The organism is Sessilibacter sp. MAH3, from assembly GCF_054658275.1.
Genome location: NZ_BAAGIE010000016.1, coordinates 79,597 through 101,126, shown reverse-complemented (window position 1 = coordinate 101,126; position 21,530 = coordinate 79,597). Strand labels below are relative to the sequence as shown.

The following is a 21,530-nucleotide window of genomic DNA, read 5'->3' as shown; positions in this document are numbered from 1 at the left end:
AACGATGCATTTTAATTTATGCCTTGTTGTGACTATTGTTGTTACTTGTGATTACTATTGTCTCGATAATATTCGCTACCCCAGTTGCACATTGCGTTTAAAATAGGTTTTAAACTTTCACCCAATTCTGTGAGTGAATATTCCACTTTGGGTGGTACTTCCGCAAACACTTCGCGATGGATTAATTGATCGCGTTCTAGTTCGCGCAATTGTTGGGTTAGCATTTTTTGCGTAACTTTAGGCAAGCGTCTTTTTAGCTGACTAAAACGCAATGTTTTATGGGACAAATGCCATAAAATTACGCCTTTCCATTTTCCGCCAATTAAATCTAAGGTGACAGATACACCACAAATATACGTGGTTTCGTTGTCTTCGGTGAGTGTCTCTACCGTTTTTGTCATTGTCGTGCTCGAATAAATTGATGCTGTTAATTCAATTTCGCTAAGGTGCTGCGCAAAGTGTTGGGTTATTTAGTTGGTATCTTTTTGGTAACTAGCAAACTAAAAAGTGCATACTTGATTAATAGTAGTATATCAACAAAACTGTACCTTAATAAATCTCTGAGTCTTTATGCAGTCTGTTCTGAGCTGATAATCAGTAAGTTCTGATGGTAATCGCTGCACGCTCGGTAAGTTCAGGGCTTTTACGTAATAACAATAATGATCAAGGAGGCTCGCGTGAGCACACAATACCGATGTTTATTGGTTGAGAAGTTAGAGAATAAGCAATTTTCGCGTTCTGTTACCCATCGTTCTATCGACAATCTACCGGCCGGTGATCTTTTAATCAAAGTGGATTATTCATCGCTCAATTACAAAGATGCGTTATCGGCCATGGGTAACCCGGCGGTTAGTCGCAACTTCCCACACACTCCTGGTATTGATGCCGCCGGTAACATTGTTGAGAGTAATTCCGATGACTTCGCCGTTGGCGATAAGGTGCTGGTTACCGGTTTTGATCTGGGTATGAACACCGCCGGTGGCTTTGGTGAGTACATTCGTATACCCAAGTCGTGGGCGGTAAAACTGCCAGAGAACCTAACAACGCGCGAAGCTATGATTATTGGCACCGCGGGTTTTACGGCAGCGATGAGTGTACAGGCGCTGCTTGATGGCGGTACAAGGCCCGAACACGGCCAAATTCTGGTGACCGGTAGCACAGGTGGTGTGGGTTCTGTGGCGATTGCCTTGTTGGCTAAAAGTGGCTTTGAAGTGGTAGCCGTAACCGGCAAAGCGGAGCAGGCCGAATTTTTAAAATCTTTGGGTGCCAGCGAAGTGGTTACCCGCGAATCACTGCTCGAAGGCGCTGAAAAACCCATGATGCGTGAACGCTGGGCTGGTGTGGTGGATTGCGTTGGCGGTAACTACTTAGCAGCGGCAATTAAATCAACCCGTTATGGCGGCAATGTAACCTGTTGTGGTTTAACAGCTTCTGCGGATTTATCGCTGAATGTTTTTCCGTTCATTTTGCGCGGCGTTTCTTTACTAGGCATTGATTCGGTGGAGTGCCCAATGGCACCACGATTAAAACTGTGGGCGAAATTGGCGAGCGAATGGAAGCTTGATAACCTAGAAGACTTTGTGACCGAATGTAGCCTTGATGCATTGGATCAGAAAATTAATGATATTTTAGCCGGTAAAGTGGTTGGTAGAACCCTGGTAAATTTAAAGACGGATTAATTTAAAGACGGGTTAACTTACAGAAGGGTTAATTTGGAACAGCTTAATTGAATGGAAAATTAATCGTATGTATTAATGATTAATTTTACGTTTAAGGGAATACCTAATTCGACGGCTCTACAAGTGTTATAAATATATAGGAAACTCTGATTAACCTAGAGTTTCTCGCGACACAAGGATGTGTCGCCAATTTCATGAACGGTAAGTGATTGAAATTGTATAGAAATTGGAAATCACATTTTCAATTTCTGCCCTCTGATTAAATCATGGATGAGTTAATCAGATGTTTCTACACGTAAAATTTATTTTTGCTTGACCGTATTTAATAGTTTGATCTTAGTGCTGTTGATGAGTTTGCGATTGTGTGGCGGTTGATGATAAAAGGCGTAACTGCTTTTACCTTTGCGTTTTATTTGGTACATGGCTTCGTCGGCTTGTTTTAATAGCTCAGTATGATCTTGATTGCCTGCATAATAAAAGGTAATACCAAAGCTAGCTGTAACCGTAACCGAAATGTCGGCCAGAAAAATGGGTTTTTCTAATTGTGAAATCAGTCGTTTTAAAAGTGCTTCGACGGCAATTTTTGCGTCTCTGGTATTGTTAGAAAGCTCAGGAATTAATAGTACAAATTCGTCGCCCCCAAATCGAGCCAAAGTATCTTTGCTTCGTAAATATTGGCGAATAGTTTCTGAAATTTTAGTCAGTGCTAAATCGCCAATTTTATGCCCGTAACTATCATTAATGATTTTAAAGTTATCCAAGTCGATAAATACTAATGCGCCCATTAAATGGTTACGTTGATAGGCAGCGAGTGCTTGATTGAGTCTGTCGTTGAGTAAGCGTCTGTTGGGCAATTGGGTGAGTTGATCGTGATAAGCCAGAATTTGAATTTTTTGTTCGGCCAGTCGATGGTGGGTTATATCTTGTGTGACGCCAACGACTTTTATCGAGTGATTTTCTTTATCTTCTATAGTGCAGGCACGGCTTTGTAGAATTTTAACGCCAGATTCTGTGTGTATTTTATATTCGGTGTTAAAAATTATCTTTCGGTTAGAAGCGTCTATTAAACTGAGTTTAACTCTTGCCTTATCGTCTGTATCTATTTGGTTGATCCAATCCCATAAATAACCGCTTGTGTCTGTGGGTTGTATTTCAAAGATTTCGTACATCCAGTGATCCCAAATAAGGGAGTTATCACTCGGTCGCCATTCCCATATGCCCATTTGGGCAACATCTGTCGCCAGCATTAAACGTTCTTTTATGGCTTCAAGTTCTGAGCCGGCGGCGTGTTGATCGTGATAAATAATAACTAAACGAAGACCGTGAACCTCATGGGCTTGCGCTCTCATTAAAAACCAGCGTTTAACCGTGTCGCTGTGACAAGGGTAATCGAGGGTGAATTCATCGCATTCGCCACTGATGACTTGTGATAATCCAAGGTGCGCTTTAGCCGCCAATGCATCACCGATTTGTGCCGACTGTTGGCTGATATTTAAATAATTTAAACCAATCCACTGATTATTATTTTTGCCGTTTTCGCGCCCAAAATTAATCCACGATTTATTCACATAAACTATTTCGCCGGTTGAGTCAACAACAGCGATATGAGAGGGTGATTTATCAAGAATACTGGTGAGCAGCGCGGTATTTATATTCACGATTTATTCTTTTGATGTTTTGGTGAAGTTAATATTTTTAACAAAATCATGTTTATAAATCGAGTAATTGTTCTAGCTTTTAAATATTATTTTTTTGGCTATGTTTTTTGGTTAGATGTTATTCATGTTTTTACTATGAATGTTTATATGCTATTCCTAATAAAGAAAGTGGTTGTATTTTTTTATTCTAGTAAGTGTGCCTGGGGTTTTTCTTTGTTGATTTATGAGTGAATAGTTATATGAGTGTTTTTAGGTGTTAACTTTGATAGAAGCTTTGGCGTTATCACGATGTTAATTAGAATTTTGAAAACTGTTACAAATTTGAGATAACAGGGATTTTATAAAATAGACTTTGACGAATTCATTTGAATAGAGCCAAGTATTTTGGGGTAACAAAATTGTTCATCTAACTCTAAAAACCTCTGATTAACTCATCCATGATTTAATCAGAGGACAGAAATTGAAAATGCGATTTCCAATTTCTTCGCAATTTCAATTACTTACCGTTCTTGAAATTGGCGACACATCCTTGTGTCACAAGAAACTCTGTTAATCAGAGTTTCTTGTATTTTTTGTGCAAATAGTGGCTAATATTTATTGTCTGTAAATATCGTTGTATTTTTCTAGAATACGCCAAAATCAGAAATCGATTAAATAATGATCGGTGTATCTGCCATAATTCGTCATATTTAAAATATGAAATTGCCAAGGTTTATTGTTACTCTAGCCGCAATTATTGCGCCGCATTTACAGCCTAAAAACGGGCCGAATGAAGTGCGCAGGTTCAGACTGGGAAGAATGAATGAAAACGCCTTTGATGTTATTTAAGTTTGTGTTTGGATCAATTCAGTGGCAGGCGCCAATTTGGTTGGTGTACTTTAATAGGCAGGCCAGATCTAAACCTTGGTTATTAGCACTGTTGCTGATCTTACTAGTTGCTGTTATTGGCTACTTTTTTTATCTTAAATCGCTTCCAGGTCAGGTTTTTGTTAAAGCCAATGTTGAGCCACCATTCTTAACAGAAGATTATCAAGGCGCATCTGCCAGTGGCCTTCAGGTTTATTTTGAGTTTGATTATTCAGAGCTTAAAGAAGGGCAAATTCTACCCGAACAATCGCCTTCTATTGCAAGGTTAGATTTAATCGGTGAAGAGTTAACCCAAGGCGTGACGATTGCTCCAGTCATAGAAGGTCAATGGCAGTGGGGGCAAGATCAGGTGTTGTATTTTTCACCAGAAGGCGACTGGGCGCCGGGTACGGAATACACTATTGATCTTGATCCGGCAATTTTTAGTGAAGAAACTCGTTTAAAAACAACTCAAATAAGCTTTACAACCCCGGCTATGCAGGTATCGATTGATGACATCAGCTTTTATCAAGATCCCACCAACAGTTCTATTCGCCGTGTAACCGCCGATCTTAATTTTACTCATCCCGTTGATCCCAAGAGTTTTGAGCAACATGCGAAATTGCTAATGCGACCTTCCGGCGCCGGTATCGAGGTAAAACCCAAAGCCTTTTCGTTTGACGTCAATTACAGCGAAACTTTTCGCACCGCTTATGTTGTCTCTGAGCCCATTGATTTACCCGATGTTGCCAACACCATGACATTAAATCTGGACAAGGGCATTGCCTCTAAGCTGGGTGGTGCACCAACCGATTCTGTGGTTGATAATCGCGTGTTAATTCCCGATGTTGCGAGCTATTTAAAAATATCGGAAATGTTTTTTGACATTGTTCGTAATGACCAAGACGAACCCGAGCAGGCCGTATTTATAGAATTAACCGACGATATAGAACAAGAAAATTTAGCTGAAAAACTCGAGTTTTATTTATTGCCCGATCGTTGGAATAATCGCAACGCCCATTGGAATAACGGTGGCGAAATTAACGACGCTATTCTTGAACAAAGCGAAAAGCTTTCACCCAAATGGCTAGAAAATCCTCGGTCATATTCTGCAACTTACAGTTTTGTGTTTGATGTTCCTGAAAATCGCCAGATTTACGCGCGTATTCATAAAGGCCTAATATCGCGTAACGGTTTTAAAACCACGGTTGCTTACGATCACGTTGTCACGGTCAATCGTTATCCGCAAGAGTTGCAATTCTTTGGTGAGGGTTCTATTTTAACCTATTCAGGTGAACATAAACTTTCGGTTTCTGCCCGCGGTGTACAAGCGCTTAAGTTTTCCATTGGGCAAATTATTGATGGTCAGTTAACACACTTAATCAGCCAAACCAGTGGCGATATACGTTCGCCAGATTTTAACAATTGGTATTTCGACGAAAATAACATTGCTAAAATAAACGAGAAAATTGTTCGTTTAAACAATGCTCATCCTAAAACCTTGAGCTATGCATCTTTAGACCTAAGCAGCTATTTAAAAGACAGTGGTCAGAGCTATGGTTTATTTTACGTAAAAGTCCACGGTTATGATGAACGAAGAAAAAATACAATCTACGGTATAGAAGATCACCGACTTATTTTGGTCACTGATTTGGGGATTATTGTTAAATCCAATATCAACAATACCCAAGATGTTTTTGTGCAATCTATTGTTGATGGCAAACCTGTTGCCAATGCAAAAGTACAATTGTTGGGTAAAAACGGATTGCCAGTAGTAGAAGGCACTACCAATGATTCGGGTCATACTCAATTAGCCTCTACCGAAGGGTTAAGTAACGAAAAACAACCGGTTGTGTATTTTGTAACCCACGGTAATGACTCTTCATTTATTCCCTTTGATCGCTATTCACGACAAATTAATAACTCCCGTTTTGACGTTGGTGGTATTAACCCGCGTTATCAAAAAAGTGAGCAGCTAAACGCTTTTGTATTTACCGACCGCGGTATTTATCGCCCCGGCGAATCGGTGCATTTAGGCTTTATTGTTAAACGCAATAATTTACAAAACGTTGAAGGTATTCCGGTAGAAGTGCAAATTCTAGATTCGCAATATCGATCGTTAACCAAACAAAAGATAACGGTACCCAAAAGCGGTTTCTTTGAATTTAACTTTGATACCAAAGAAACCTTTAATACCGGTCTTTATACCGCACAAGTGTACGTGTTGCGTAACAATAATCGACGTGGCGAAGAACTGGGTAATGTGACCTTTACGGTTGAAGAGTTCCAGCCCGATACCATGAAGATTACCAGCGAATTAGAAGGTTTGGATATGGCTCGCTGGACAACGCAATCTTCTATTACCGCAAAAGCAACGCTTAAGAATCTGTTTGATGTACCAGCACAAAACCGCAGAACGGAAGCGTATTTACACGTTTATCCTGCCAGTTTTTATTTCAGTCAGTTTAAAGACTACACCTTCTCGACCATAACCAGCGATAAAGAACCGCTAAATATCAGCGAGACTCTGCCGTCGATTACAACCAATAACGACGGTGAAGCACTATACGATATTGATTTGAGTCGTTTTAGCAGTGGTACCTATCGCGTTAATTTAAGCATCGAAGGGTTTGATCAAGCCGGTGGGCGTAGTGTTACGACCAATAGTAGTGTGCTTTTATCGCCGTTGGATTTTGTCTTGGGTTACAAAACCAATGGTCGTTTGGATTATATTAATCAAAACAGCCAACGCAGTATCGAATGGATTGCCCTAGACGCACAATTAAATACAGTGCAACAACAAGATTTAACCTTGCGTACCATTGAGTTACAAGATGTTTCAACATTGGTAAAACAACCCAACGGTACCTATCAATATCAAACCATTACCAAAGAAAATATTCTTTCCAATAAAGCATTTGTTGTTGACGATAATACGTCATTGGCTATCGACAGCTCGCAACCGGGCCGTTACGCCTACGAGGTTTACGACAACGACAATCATCGTTTGTCGAGAATCGATTTCACCGTTGTAGGTGTGGGTAATTTATCCGGTAAAATTGATAAAAACGCCGAGCTACAATTGACGCTAAATAAAAACGATTACAAGCCCGGCGAAACGATTGAGATGAGTATTCAGGCTCCGTATCAAGGTGCGGGTTTAATTACTATCGAATCCGATCGTGTGCATATTTATAAATGGTTTAAAACCACTACCCAAAGTACGCTGCAAACCATTCGTGTGCCCGATAACCTAGAAGGCACAGCCTACGTTAATGTGGCGTTTGTGCGCGATATTTCGAGCGAAGAAATTTATACCAGCCCGTTAAGTTACGCAGTGCAACCTTTCAGTGTGGATCGCTCTAAACGTGATTTGGCGGTAAATTTAGACATAGATCGAATTGTTCGTCCGGGCAAAACCATGGACATTCGTTATTCAACCGAAAAACCCGCCAAAATTGTTGTCTTTGCCGTTGATGAAGGCATTTTGCAGGTTGAAAACTATCAAACCCCTCAGCCGTTAAGTCACTTTTTACAAAAGCGTGCGCTCGGTGTTACCACCATGCAAATGATGGATTTAATTTTGCCAGAATTTAATCTCTGGAAAAATTTATCCGCCGCCGGTGGTGGCGCTTTCGTCGAAGCTGATGAATTTCTGGCAGCGAATCTAAATCCTTTTACACGCAAAACCGATACTCCTGCGGTTTATTGGTCGGGAATTATTGAATCAACCAGTGATGTGCAAACCGTACAGTTTAATGTTCCCGATACATTCGCGGGTGCATTACGGGTAATGGCCGTGGCGGTATCCGACGAAGCCATGGGTGCAACCAGTAAAAGTACCATTGTTCGCGGGCCGTTTGTATTAACACCCAACGTACTTTTACAAACCGCACCGGGTGATGAGTTTGAGGCAACTATTGGTATTGCCAATATCATTGAAGGTTCTGGGGTTGCTGCACAGGTGAAAGTCAGTGTAGAAACTTCTGAACATCTAGAGCTGCTGTCTGAATCCACTCAAACCATTGCGATCGATGAAGGTGGCGAAGCGGCATTGCGCTTCAAATTTAAAACACTGCCTAAATTGGGGGCGGCAAATATTGTCTTTTCGGCAGAGCATAACGGAATTGATGCATCGCGCAGTGCCAGTCTGAGTGTACGACCAGTAACGACTTATCGCAGTGACTTTAGCGCAGGCTTTAATAAAAATGGCGATGTTACTGTAGAATTGTCTCGCCAACTGTTTGAACCCTTAGCGTCACAGCATATTTCTGCATCCACCAGCCCGCTGGTATTGGTTGATGGTCTGCACGATTATTTAGAAAATTATCCACACGGCTGTACCGAACAAGTTGTTAGCCAGGTATTTCCGCGAATTGGTTTAATGAGCCATATCGGCTGGCAAGACCAACAAGCTCAATTGCAGGAGCATTTTGACCAAGTTTTGTTAAAACTGCGTCAGCGTCAATTAAGTGAGGGTGGTTTTAGTTTTTGGCCAGGTAATAGTTCGGTTTCTGAATACCCAACGGTTTACGCCGCGCACTTTTTATTAGAGGCTAAAGAACTCGGTTTTGCGGTGCCTAACGATATTTTAGAGCGCCTAGAGAGTTATTTAACGTTTTATGTTGGTCAACAAAGTAGTGATTTAGAGCAGGCACGAGTACGCGCCAATGCGATTTATTTGCTGACTCGCATGGGTAAGGTTACCACTAATTACTTGGTTGAGCTGCAAGAGTACCTCGAAAAAAATTACGCCAAAACTTGGCGAAAAGATTTAACCGCAAGCTATATGGCTGCTACTTATCTGCTGTTAAAACAAAATGATCAAGCAGAGCAGTTAATTGATAGCTATGTTGTGGCTGCGAGTAATAACAATATCTACGGTGATTTTGATTCTGCGTTAACGCAAAATGCACAGCATATTTATTTGCTGGCTCGTCATTTTGAATTGAAAGCGAAGGCATTAAATTTTTCGGTGATTTCGGAATTTATCAACCCCATTTTTGAAGGCCGCTACAACACTATCGCCGCGTCTTATTCAGTATTGGCCTTAAGTGCTTATGCAAGTGTCACAGAGAATGCAGAAGTTGATGCCGCCATTGAATTTATGGCTCAATCAAATTCGGGTCAACAGGTTTTAACCCGTGAGTCAGCGCCGTTTGCGCAAGCCAATTATGATACCGATACCACGGCAATTACCGTAAAGGGCGAAGACGGCTTGTATTACGTAAACGTACAAACTGGGTTTGATCATCAATCACCAACATCTGCTGTTAAGGAGGGTGTTGAGGTTACCAGAACCTTCTACGATAAAACCGGTAAAGCGATTGATACCATAAAACAAGGCGCCGAATTGGATGTGGTTATTCGTGTACGTGCCCTAAACAATAAAACACTCAGTAACATTGCTGTGATTGATTTACTGCCGGGTGGCTTTGAAGTGGTTCGTAACTCGATTAACAATGCGCAAACGTATAATAGTGATTTAGCTTTTAACAATATTGATTACGTAGACGTACGCGAAGATAGAGTTGTTTATTATGGTCGCTTTAACAGTGCAATTACCGAATTAAAATACAAGGTAAAAGCAACCGCAGCGGGCACCTTTACGGTACCATCTACAACCGCTGAATCGATGTACGATCGCTCTGTAAAAGCCATTTCAGAATCGCGCAACTTTAAGGTACTAGCCGCACAACCATGAAGTTAAAATCCTTTACGCTGAGTGTTATTCAATGGAGTTTAATAACGCTTGGCGTAATTTTATTAACATTGAGTGCCATTATTGCTTTTGCGCCTAAACCGCAATTGTATGCTGATATCAGTTATTCAACCGCGATTTTAAGTGACGAAAATACGTTATTGCGAATTAGCCTGGCCGACGATGATCAATATCGATTATTTCAACCCATAGAAACCATCGCACCGGCATTAATTGAGGCGACTTTGCTCTATGAAGATCAAGATTATTACCAGCATTGGGGGGTTGATGTTTTAGCGTTATTTCGCGCGGCTTGGTCAACGTATGGAATAGGGCATCGTCGAGTAGGTGCATCCACCATCGCCATGCAAGTTGCGCGCATGCGTTGGCAAATAAATTCTTCAACTTTTTATGGCAAGTTCGAACAAATATACAAAGCCTTGGTATTAACGCGTTATTACAATAAGCAAGAAATACTAGAAGCATACTTTAATGGTGTTTCTTACGGACAAAATGTTCAAGGTATAGCTGCCGCCAGTTTAATTTATTTTAATAAAACCGCCGATAAGCTCACGTGGCCCGAAGCCATGATGCTTAGTGTGGTACCACAAAACCCGAGTAAACGAGCCCCCGGTTTGGCAAAAAGTTATACTTCTATAAAACAGGCTCGTGATCGATTATTTGAACTTTGGCTAGAAAAGCACCCTGAAGACGTTGATAAAAAAGCATTTTTAGACTTACCGCTTTCAGTTGCTTCTTTAAATAAATTACCGTTTATTGCCCCGCATTTTACGCAGTATCAACTTCAACAGATTAATAATGCTGGCTTGCTGGATAATAGCTACCAGTCTAATGTTATTGAAACCACCCTAAATGTAAGCTTGCAAAAGCAGTTAGAAAATCGTATTGAAGAATACGTATCTAAACGTAAAAAAGACGGAATCAATAACGCTGCGGCTTTGTTAATTAATTACGAAACCAATACCCTAAAAGCCATGGTGGGTTCGGCGGATTTTTTCTCAACCGAATTCGAAGGGCAGGTAAACGGTACGACGGCTAAACGATCACCGGGTTCGGCTTTAAAACCGTTTGTGTATGCCTTGGCAATGGATGAAGGTTTAATTCATCCCATGACCATGTTACGCGATACACCCAAACAGTTTGCCGGGTTTTCACCGGAGAATTATGACAAGCGATTTTTAGGGCCGGTGTTTGCAAAAAATGCGCTGATCACCAGTCGCAACGTACCGGCTGTAGACTTGCAAGCGCAGCTTAAGCATTCAAGTTTTTACGAGTTTCTAGTCAATGCCGGTATTAAAGATCTTAAAGAACCTGATTTTTACGGGCTAGCACTGGCATTGGGCGGCGGCGAAGTTACCATGTTGGAGCTTGCGCAACTCTATGCCGGTTTAGCACGTGGTGGTGAGTTTTTACCGCTAATCTCTGTAAAAGATCAAAATTCGAAAACACAAAAAGAACCAGCACAAAAAGAACCAGCAAATACTCAACAATCCGCACATTTATTGTCTGCTGAAGCAAGTTATTTAATTTTAGATATTTTAAAAGATAATCCGCCACCAGACGGTAGCTACCGTAATAAAAACTCGTTACTTGCAAACGATATCGCTTGGAAAACCGGTACTTCTTGGGCATTCCGAGATGCATGGGCCGTTGGCGTTTCGGGGCCTTACGTATTGGCGGTTTGGGTGGGTAATTTTAACGGTGAAGGGAATCCTGCGTTCGTGGGTAGAACCGCCGCTGGCCCGTTATTATTTTCGATATTTTCGTCGATATTTCCCGATCAAGGTTGGAAGCTAAAAGATCAATACAATCTTCAGCAACTTAATATTAAAAAAGTTGATGTGTGCGCCAATACCGGTGATTTACCCAGCAAATATTGCCCGAACGTCACAGAGTCTTGGTTTATTCCGGGTGTTTCTCCCATTAAGGTTTCTACCGTACACAGAGCGGTAGCCGTAGATAACAAGACCGGTTTACGCGCTTGTGATTTTTTTCAAGAAAATACAGAGCTAAGGGTTTACGAATTTTGGCCATCGGATTTTTTGCAGTTATTTCAGCAGGCCGGAATTTCATTAAAATCGCCACCTGCTTATTTGCCCGAATGCCAGTTAAATACTAAAAGTGCATCCGGTCAGCAGCCGTTAATTACCTCACCTTTGTCTTCTATAGATTACGTTATCGATAACCACCAGAGTTCCAATATTCAATTACAAGCAACCGTAGATTCGGATGTAACAACGCAGTTTTGGTTTATTGATAATCAATATATTGGCCAGTCATCAACTGGTAATGTATTAAGTTGGCAGGCAGAAATAGGTGAGCACGAGATAACCGTGGTAGATGACTCGGGTAGAAGTAGCAGTAAAAAAATTCGTGTTATAAATCAACCCTAATTTAGAAAGCGCGCTTGAAAAATACGAGTGCATTAAGGCAGAAATTGAAAAATGCAATTTTCAGTTTCTTCACAATATCAATTACTTAACGTTTTTGAGATTGGCGACACATCCTTGTGTCGCGAGAAACTCTAGGGTTAATCAGAGTTTCTTTTAATTAACTAAAAAAATTGGCCGATTTAACACAATCAATTATGAAAAATTAGGCTGGCCGTTAGACGCAGAAATTCCGCCATCAACAGGTAGGTTTACACCGTTAATAAAGCTGGCCTCATCACTTAATAAAAACAGAATGGCAGCAGCCACTTCGCTGGGTTTTGCGGCTCTGCCCATTGGCATACGTGCGTTAAATTTGGCCATCATTTCTTCGTTTTCAGAAATAAACGTCACCATATCGGTATCCGTAAGGCTTGGAGCTACAGCGTTAACGCGAACGCCTTGACCTCCTAATTCTAGCGCTAGCGCACGAGTAAAATTACTTACGGCACCTTTGGATGCATTGTATGGGCTAAAACCCCAATCGCCCGCAAGGCCAGAAACCGACGATACGTTAACAATCGAACCACCGGTTTTTTTCAGGTGAGCTACGGCCAAACGTGTGGTATAAAAAACGCCGTCCAGGTTAACAGACATAACGTTTTTCCAATCATCCAAAGAGACAGCATCAATTGGGCCGCCTACAGGAACTCCGGCGTTGTTCACCAAACCATCTAAACCACCAAAGCGGTCGATGTGTGCATTTATTAAGGTTTCTACGTCGGCAGGGTTAGCAACATCACCGGTTACGGCTAACATTTGCTCAGGTTTGCCGATTCTTTCTACGGTTGCATCCAGTTTAGATTGAGTTCTACCAAAAATAGTGACATTCCAGCCGTTTTTAACCAATTTTTCTGCGGTAGCCGCACCAATACCTGAACCGCCACCGGTAACAATCGCTGATTTGTTCAAAGTTGACATAATAAAAACCCTTTGCTGTTAGATGAATACAAACACATAACCCCAGCTTCAGCATGGTGAAGTAATGTCAAAATGTGCGGGTTTATGGTTGGTATGAGAATGGGCACAGATCTTAATGATGAAGTCTTGTTAAATAAATAAGATTAATCTGAATTTATTTGTTAGTTTAAGTGATTAACTTAACATGAGGTTAATGGGTATTAGGTCGATAGTCTATCGTCAATTTCAATAACTTAGGTATCTTTAACTGATTGAGAGTCATTATGATTATTGGTGAATCGGAACGTTTATGTATTCGACATTTTCTATTGTCAGATACGGATTATATTCTTACACAATTAAATGATGCTGCTTTTATACAAAATATTGCCGATAAAAACGTAAAAACCAAAGCAGAAGCTGAATTGTATTTGCAAAATAGCCCCTTAGAAAGTTACAAGCTAAACGGTTTTGGGCTTAACATGGTGCAGCTGAAAGAAACCCTAGAACCTATTGGAATGTGTGGTTTGGTTAAACGACCAGAGTTAGACACTCCAGATTTAGGCTACGCATTTTTACCCAATTACTGGCGCAAAGGTTATGCAGAAGAAGCTTGTAATATTGTGCTTTCTCATGCAAAGCACAACTTAAAAATAAATGAAGTTTTGGCGATAACGCTACCGGATAATACGGCCTCAAATTATTTATTGCGAAAACTCGGCTTTAAGCGCGATGGTGTTGCGCAGCTGTATGGCTTTGAAAATAACCAGTATCGTTATTTTTTATAAGAAACTCCTATTAACTTATCTTTGTTGAAATTGTGAAGAGATTGAATATCGAATTGTCAATTTCTGTTCTGTCATTAAACCATGGAGTTAATCAGAGATTCTCTTAAACGGTTTAATCTGTATCTTATTGGCTTCAACAGTAACTGCCAGAGCAAATCAACAAGTACTTCAGTCCTCTAAAACTGTTCATTTATGTATTTAACGATATTTTGAACAGTTTGTTATTTTTATTGAGCCATTAACGGATTTATCAGTCTTTGTAGCTGTCATTCAAAAAGGCGTATTAATAATCGTATATTTTTTCGCCGTTGATAATTTCCATACAGAAAATGAGTTTTTTATGACTGAAGCTAAATCCTTAAAATTATCGCTACTGCTGCTACGTGTTGGTGTGTTTATCGTCTTTTTTATGTGGACGATTGATAAATTTATCAATCCAGAGCACTCAGCTCGCGTCTTTGCTAAGTTTTACTACTTTCAAGGCCTTGCGACCGAATTGGTGTACGTTATTGGCCTGTTGCAGGCAGCGGTGGTATTGGCGTTTTTACTGGGCATTATGAAAAAATATTCCTATGGGATTATTTTTCTTATGCATTTAGCGTCTACATTAGTGTCTTTTGAACATTATTTTGACCCTTGGAAAGTGCCAAATTTGCTGTTCTTTGCGGCTTTTCCAATGCTTGCTGCAATAATGGCCCTGTATTTGATGCGTGATCAAGACACTATGCTAACAATTAAACGATAGCTATTAAGCCAGTAACTGATTAATTAATGGACTCTGGCTTATGCCAGGGTCTATTGTAGAAAATTAATGAACCTCTGCGTTAAAAAACGATCGATCCTAAATTATTTAAAAACAAATTATTGGAGTAAAAGGGGTTTCCAATATGGGTGATAACTCGAAAAACAATTTTGGTGTAGATCAACCGGATGAAGTGGGGTATGCCTCGATAACTAATACGAGCGGCAAAAAATTTAATCGTAGAAAATTTGTGCAATCATCAATCGCTGGTTTAGCTGCACTTTCGGGTCTTGCATCCAGTCAAATATCCTTTGCAACTGAGGCTGCAAGTAACTCTTCAACATCTGCAACATCTAGAAAACGCCCAAAAGCCATTGCTTTTGATGTTATTGAAACACTGTTTGATTTGCGTGCGCTTCGTCCTGCGTTTGTAGAAGCAGGCTTACCGGCTTACAGCCTAGAATTATTTTTCTCGCAAATGCTACGTGATGGCTTTGCCTTAGAATCCAGCCATGAATTATTGCCCTTTGGCGAATTAGCGGTAAATACGCTTAAAGTGACCTCAGCTAATGTCGGAGCGCCACTTACTACGGAACAAGCTAAAGACATTCTCGCTAATGTTGCCGCGTTACCGCCGCATCCAGATGTAGTCGCAGCAGTTAAATATTTTAAAGCCAGCGGTATCAGATTAATTACGCTGACCAACAGCTCATCTGGCAATACCGATAAACTGCTCACCAAAGCGGGTATTCGTGATCAAATCGATTATCTTTGGCCGGCCTCAGACAGCGGCCACTGGAAACCCGCACCAGAACCCTATCATTATGCCGCAAAAAAATTGGGTTTAAATATTGATGAAGTCGCTTTAATTGCAGCTCACCCGTGGGATATTCACGGCGCGGTCAGTGCCGGTATGACTGGAGTTTACATAAAACGCCAAGAATCTTTGTATCAACCCAGCTTTAAACAACCGCATTTTCAAGGCGAAGATATGCTAGCCTTAGCAAAGGTGTTAATGAGTTTGTAGATTGGAAGTTGCAAATTTAAGAATCAAGGAGGCTAGGCCTCCTTTTTTATTTTAAGATACGTTGTATTTTAAAATTCGTCGTATTTTCAGATACCTTATATTTTTAAACGCATGTATTTCCAGATACTTTTTATTTTGAAGTATCGCTTAATTATTCAGAGTTTTTATTGTGTATGGATAAGAAAATTGATTTTTTAGTAGAAATAGACAAGCTAAAAAACGTTATTAGAAGTTCGCCTTTAGTTGATTCTTCACGGAGGGAAAACTCGGCGGAGCATTCTTGGCATTTGGCGATGTACGCATTGATTTTGGCGGATGAGGCACCAGAAGGTGTTGATATTAATCGTGTGATTCGTATGTTGTTAATTCACGATATTGTTGAGATTGATGCGGGTGATCATCCCATTTACGGTTCTACCGAACCTAAAGACCAACAAGAAAAAGAGCTTAAAGCCGCAGATCGTTTATTTGGATTATTACCTGAAGAGCTCAATCAACAATTAAAAACATTGTGGCTTGAGTTTGAAGCAGGTGAAACACCGGACGCCGCATTCGCAAAATCGTTAGATCGCTTTCAGCCGTTAATTCACAACGTAAAAGCCGGTGGTGGAACATGGGCCGAGTTTGGCGTTAGCAAAGAACAAGCAACCGCACGTTACGAAAAAACCATTCCTAAAGGTTCGTCAACATTATGGAAAAAGGCCAAGGAGTTGATGGCGTCTTATTTTGGCTAAATAAAACTATGATGAAAGTTAGTAAGAATTGATTAGCATTTTTTTTATTTTTGCTCGATTTGTAGATGTCCTGTTTTCTTTAAATCTTTGAGATACCCATTGGGCGCAGGCCACGAAACTATGTTTATGGGTTCTAGCGATTCTGGCTCATAAATTAAGGTTCCTAGTCCATCAATTACGGGACTACAACTTTCTGAACCCGGATACTCGGTGGTTACAAGGCAATAACCGGGTAAAACGGTTGAGTAATAAGGATCATTAATAATTTTGGTGTTGCAAATATTGCCTTCGGGCTCATTCAAAAAAAATCTGAGTTTTTGTTTGCAGTGTTTTTAGCTCGTTATCTGTTAATTTGCAGAGGGTTTTTGTGGTAGAGCAGCCACAAGGTAAACAGGTGCTTATGATAATTAATTTAATCAATGTATGAATGTTAATTTTTTTCCATAACTTGCTAGTTTTGCATTGTCTTTTTGCTAGGTTTATGTTGAGGTTCAATTAAAAAATATCCTCTCGTAAAAGGATTAATGTAATTGTATATCTTGCGAGTTCTGTTAGGTGATAATAACTTTCGCTGTCAGAAAAATGGCCTTGTTTTATTTCTAGAAATCCGTTTCTGCTTAAACTATTAATTAATATTTCTAATTCATCCCAGCTATAGCTTCTGTTCTTAATTAGCTCATTTCTTAAGTTTTCTATCTTTATATATAGATTCTCAATATCTTCTGGGCTGTTACAGTAAATATTGTGCTTGTGTAACTCGGATAATAAATTGACCTCTGAGTGAGTAAGCTTTGCTAATTGATCAAATGAGATTTGATATATATCTTGTTTTTCATCAATTGTTGGGTGCTTTATGCCGGAGATTAAAAATTCTGCTAAAACGTTTATCATTTCGTTAGATGTACATATCTCACAAGCCCGTTGTAGTCTACAAAATAGAGCGAATCTTTCATCTGATGTTATTAAGTCTAAAATCTTTATATTCTTTTCATTTTGAATTTCGTCTAATTTTTTATCCAGTCTTTTATATCTATATTCTTTATGTACATTTTTGACAGCACTAACGATGGTAGATGCTATTTTTGATGATTCAATCACTGAATTGTTACCCTTAAAGAAAATCTTTTAAAGTTTAATGAATTTTTTAATTTGAGATTTTAATTAGAATTTATTTTTCTGTTTTTGTCATGTTCAATTTCTTTGTGAGATTTGTGTTATTTTAGAATGATTTACATTGTTTAATGTATCATAGTTTTTTTTTCTGACTGACTAACGAAATTATCAGTTTGACTTCATTTATTGTCTTATATAGAGAATCGAATTAATTGAATAACTCAGGTTTTAATTCGTTTCTTCTACAAGGCTTTTAACGCCTTTTAACAGGCTCTATAAATGTACTTATAAAAAGAAATACTAAGGAGATCAACGGTGGCTTCACGTTTAGCTATGGCGATTAGATCGGCTGTGACTGGGGTTTTGGTGACGGGCGGTTTGTGTTTGTCGGTAAATACTGCGGTTTTGGCTCAAGAGAAAGATAAAGACGACGCTTCGCTGTTGTCGTCTAAAACCTTTGGCGGATTAGAATTCAGAAATATCGGCCCCGGTTTTATGTCGGGCCGTATTGCCGATGTGGCGATTGATCCCACCGATACCAGCGTTTGGTACGTGGGCGTGGGTTCTGGTGGTGTTTGGAAAACCGTCAACTCGGGCACGACTTGGTCGCCCATTTTTGATGGTCAAGAGGTGTATTCAATTGGCGCGGTCGCTCTTGACCCAAGTAACCCCAACACTGTTTGGGTGGGCACCGGTGAGAACGTCGGTGGTCGTCACGTGAGTTTTGGTGATGGTATTTATGTGAGTCACGATGCCGGTGCAAACTGGAAAAATCTTGGCCTTAAAGATTCCGGGCATATCTCTGAAATTATTGTGCATCCCACTAATTCCGATGTTGTTTGGGTAGCTGCGCAGGGGCCTTTGTGGTCGAAGGGTGGTGAGCGCGGTTTATACAAAACCACCGATGGTGGTGAAACTTGGAAACAAGTCTTAGGCGATAAAGAATGGGTGGGCGTTACCGATGTTGTGGTTGATCCGCGTAATCCCGATGTTTTATACGCCGCAACTTGGCAGCGTCATCGAACCGTTGCGGCCTATTACGGCGGCGGCCCGGGTTCTGGTTTGCATAAATCGGTAGACGGCGGTGAAACCTGGCAGAAGTTAACTCAAGGTTTGCCCGAAGGCGAAATGGGTAAAATTGGTTTAGCGATTTCGCCCATTGACCCCGATATTGTCTACGCGGCCATCGAACTAGATCGCCGCACCGGTGCCGTGTATCGCTCCAGCAATCGCGGCGCATCTTGGGTGAAAGGCGCCGATGCGGTTTCTGGCGGTACCGGCCCGCATTATTATCAAGAGCTTTACGCCAGCCCGCACAAGCTTGATCACATCTTTTTAGCCAACGTGCGTATGCTAGAGTCTACCGATGGCGGTAAAACCTTCAACGCCATGAAGGAAGAACACAAGCATTCCGATAACCATTCCATGGAATTTATCGCCGGTGATAAAGATTACATGATGGTGGGCACCGACGGCGGCTTGTACGAAAGCTTTGATAACGGCGCGAATTGGCGTTTTATTTCTAATTTACCGGTAACGCAGTACTACAAGCTTGCCGTTGATGATGACCTACCTTTTTACAATATTTACGCCGGTACCCAAGATAACAATACCCAAGGCGGGCCTTCGCGCACCGACAGCGGCCACGGTATTTTAAATTCCGATTGGTCGGTGATTTTATTTGGTGACGGCCATCAACCGGCAACAGAACCGGGTAATCCCGATATTGTTTACGCCGAATGGCAGCAGGGCAATTTAACCCGTTACGATCGCACCAATGGCGAAGTGGTTTATATTCAGCCGCAACCGGGCAAAGGTGAGCCACCCGAGCGCTTTAACTGGGACGCGCCTATTTTGGTGAGCCCGCACAATCCTTCGCGCTTGTATTTTGCGTCGCATCGCGTTTGGCAATCGGAAGATCGTGGCGATACTTGGACGGCGATCTCTGGTGATTTAACCAAAAACCTAGAGCGCATTCGTCAACCCATTATGGGTGGCAGCCAAGGTTGGGATGGCGCGTGGGACATTTACGCCATGTCGCAATTTAGCACCATTACTTCACTGGCAGAATCGCCCGTAAAAGCCGGTGTTATTTATGCGGGCACCGATGACGGTCATATTCAGGTAACACAAGACGGTGGTAAAAATTGGCAAAAAATAGACGTTAATAAATTGCCGGGCGTACCTAAAACCGCTTTTATTAACGATATTAAAGCCGATTTATTCGATGCCAATACCGTTTATGTGGCCCTAGATAATCACAAGCACGGTGACTTTACGCCGTATCTTTATAAAAGTACCAATCTCGGAAAATCCTGGACAAAAATCTCTGGTGATCTTCCCGAAAAACACTTGGTTTGGCGTTTAGTGCAAGATCACGTTGATCCTAATCTATTGTTTGTGGGTACAGAGTTTGGCGTATTTTTCTCGGTCGATTCTGGTAAAAAATGGATTGAATTAACCGGTGGTGTGCCGACCATTTCGTTCCGTGATTTAGCCATTCAACGCCGTGAAAACGATTTAATTGGTGCATCGTTTGGTCGTGGTTTTTTTGTGTTAGACGACTACAGTGCGCTGCGCGAATTAACCGAGAAAAAGCTCGAACAAGAAGCCTTGTTATTTCCAACCCGTAAAGCGCTTTGGTACATAGAGCGTCAACCGCTCGGTTTAAGTGCGTTAGGTTCACAAGGTGCGGGTACCTTTGCCGCGCCCAATCCAGAGTTTGGTGCTACTTTTACGTATTATTTAAAAGATGACATTAAAACTCTAAAAGGTGAACGCAAAGCCGCAGAGAAAAAACTGAAAGACGATAAAAAATCGTTAACCCTACCAAGTTGGGATGCCTTGCAAGCCGAAGAACTGCAACAAGCTCCGGCACTGTGGTTTACCATTCGTGATGTTGACGGCAATGTTATTCGTAAAATTAACGCCATTAATTGTGACGATGCTGCATTAAAGTCGGGCAGCTGTTCTGCGAAAAAAGGCATTCATCGCATCAGTTGGGACTTGCGCTTGCCAGCGCACGAAGCAGTGGGTAGTGAAAGTGGCTTTTTATCCGACGAACCTCAAGGCATGTTAATAGCGCCCGGTGTTTACAGCGTTAGCATCAGCAAAGAAATTAATGGCACGGTGACCGAATTGGTTGCGCCACAAAATTTCGATGTTGTACCAATGCACACCAAAGGAGCTTTAAAAGAAATTGATGCCGAAGCCGTTGCCGCATTCTGGAAAGAAATTGCCGACGTACAACGCGTTGCCAGTGCTGCCAGTGCCGCATTAAGTTCAGCGGTTGCGCATTTAGATGACCTAAATACCGCGCTATCTAGAACTCAATCCGCACCGGGAACACTAGACGCAAAATACTCAGCATTACGCACCAAGCTGCTAGGTATGAGCGTGCAAGTCGATGGCAACCCTGCCAAAAACCAAGTCGGCGCTGTAAACGACACCACAGGAATTGGTGATCGCTTATCGCACGTCCTAATTGGCACCTTCCGCTCAACCTACGGCCCAACACCCGCCATGCGAACCAGTCTAGACATCGCCCGTGAAGAACTCACCGACCTTGTCAACCAACTGGATTTAATACTAACCAAAGACATTCCCGCCTTTGAAGCCGAACTTCAAAAAGCAGGAGCACCATGGGTACAAGGACAAAAATTGCCTAAGCTGTAAAAAGATATTTTTAGTGAGATAAAAAAGAGATCGACACACAGGGACGTGTTGTTGATTTCAATCATATCCAAAAAATTGGTTCAGGTGAGCACTTTTTAGCGAGCAATTCTTTTACGCATTAAAAATCGTCTTAAGTGAAATGTTTGTTTCTTCGAGATCGATGCCTTCAAACGCACGTACGTATTTCTGCCTTACTAGGTCGAAGCACTATCGATCA

General features: G+C 41.2%; 13 protein-coding genes. 8 read left to right on the top strand and 5 right to left on the bottom strand.

Annotated elements, in window-relative coordinates:
• Positions 1-41: 41 nt before the first annotated feature.
• Positions 42-401, bottom strand: a complete 360-nt coding sequence (locus ACYQ2C_RS11495; protein ID WP_460102578.1) for a winged helix-turn-helix transcriptional regulator — start codon at positions 399-401, stop codon at positions 42-44.
• A gap of 276 nt (positions 402-677) precedes the next feature.
• Between ACYQ2C_RS11495 and ACYQ2C_RS11490 the strand changes: the two genes are divergently transcribed.
• Complete coding sequence (locus ACYQ2C_RS11490) at positions 678-1,679, top strand: YhdH/YhfP family quinone oxidoreductase (RefSeq protein WP_460102580.1); 1,002 nt, start codon at positions 678-680, stop codon at positions 1,677-1,679.
• A 302-nt stretch (positions 1,680-1,981) separates the two neighbouring features.
• Here the strand turns inward: ACYQ2C_RS11490 and ACYQ2C_RS11485 are convergent, their stop codons facing one another.
• Positions 1,982-3,337 carry a diguanylate cyclase domain-containing protein gene (locus tag ACYQ2C_RS11485; RefSeq protein ID WP_460102584.1) on the bottom strand — a complete coding sequence of 452 codons (1,356 nt, stop codon included), beginning with the start codon at positions 3,335-3,337 and terminating at the stop codon, positions 1,982-1,984.
• 802 nt (positions 3,338-4,139) lie between these two features.
• Between ACYQ2C_RS11485 and ACYQ2C_RS11480 the strand changes: the two genes are divergently transcribed.
• Entirely contained in the window at positions 4,140-9,887 is a 5,748-nt protein-coding gene (locus ACYQ2C_RS11480) for an alpha-2-macroglobulin (protein ID WP_460102586.1), read from the top strand.
• The gene (gene pbpC / locus ACYQ2C_RS11475; RefSeq protein ID WP_460102588.1) at positions 9,884-12,298 is read left to right on the top strand and encodes a penicillin-binding protein 1C; all 2,415 of its coding nucleotides are present in this window, start codon (positions 9,884-9,886) and stop codon (positions 12,296-12,298) included. The genes ACYQ2C_RS11480 and pbpC overlap by 4 nt, the downstream gene beginning before the upstream one ends.
• A gap of 192 nt (positions 12,299-12,490) precedes the next feature.
• Here the strand turns inward: pbpC and budC are convergent, their stop codons facing one another.
• Positions 12,491-13,255, bottom strand: coding sequence for a meso-2,3-butanediol dehydrogenase (gene budC / locus ACYQ2C_RS11470; RefSeq protein WP_460102590.1), 765 nt, complete (start codon positions 13,253-13,255; stop codon positions 12,491-12,493).
• Positions 13,256-13,518: 263 nt separating this feature from the next.
• Here budC and ACYQ2C_RS11465 point away from each other — a divergent pair, with 263 nt between their 5' ends.
• The 4 genes from ACYQ2C_RS11465 to ACYQ2C_RS11450 all read left to right on the top strand — a co-directional run bounded on the left by ACYQ2C_RS11465 (position 13,519) and on the right by ACYQ2C_RS11450 (position 16,525).
• Positions 13,519-14,022: a GNAT family N-acetyltransferase gene (locus ACYQ2C_RS11465; protein ID WP_460102592.1), complete on the top strand. Its 504-nt coding sequence runs from the start codon at positions 13,519-13,521 to the stop codon at positions 14,020-14,022.
• 340 nt (positions 14,023-14,362) lie between these two features.
• The gene (locus tag ACYQ2C_RS11460; RefSeq protein WP_460102596.1) at positions 14,363-14,767 is read left to right on the top strand and encodes a hypothetical protein; all 405 of its coding nucleotides are present in this window, start codon (positions 14,363-14,365) and stop codon (positions 14,765-14,767) included.
• 142 nt (positions 14,768-14,909) lie between these two features.
• Entirely contained in the window at positions 14,910-15,791 is an 882-nt protein-coding gene (locus tag ACYQ2C_RS11455) for a haloacid dehalogenase type II (protein WP_460102600.1), read from the top strand.
• 173 nt (positions 15,792-15,964) lie between these two features.
• A complete protein-coding gene (locus ACYQ2C_RS11450; RefSeq protein ID WP_460102602.1) occupies positions 15,965-16,525 on the top strand; it encodes an HD domain-containing protein in 561 nt (186 codons plus the stop codon).
• 44 nt (positions 16,526-16,569) lie between these two features.
• On the opposite strand, the gene ACYQ2C_RS11445 is transcribed toward ACYQ2C_RS11450, so the two are convergent.
• Both ACYQ2C_RS11445 and ACYQ2C_RS11440 read right to left on the bottom strand, forming a co-directional pair.
• Positions 16,570-16,827: a hypothetical protein gene (locus tag ACYQ2C_RS11445; protein WP_460102604.1), complete on the bottom strand. Its 258-nt coding sequence runs from the start codon at positions 16,825-16,827 to the stop codon at positions 16,570-16,572.
• Positions 16,828-17,020: 193 nt separating this feature from the next.
• On the bottom strand, positions 17,021-17,623 hold the full coding sequence (locus tag ACYQ2C_RS11440) for a hypothetical protein (protein WP_460102606.1): 603 nt from the start codon (positions 17,621-17,623) through the stop codon (positions 17,021-17,023).
• Positions 17,624-17,953: 330 nt separating this feature from the next.
• Between ACYQ2C_RS11440 and ACYQ2C_RS11435 the strand changes: the two genes are divergently transcribed.
• Entirely contained in the window at positions 17,954-21,313 is a 3,360-nt protein-coding gene (locus ACYQ2C_RS11435; RefSeq protein WP_460102608.1) for a WD40/YVTN/BNR-like repeat-containing protein, read from the top strand.
• Positions 21,314-21,530: the final 217 nt, after the last annotated feature.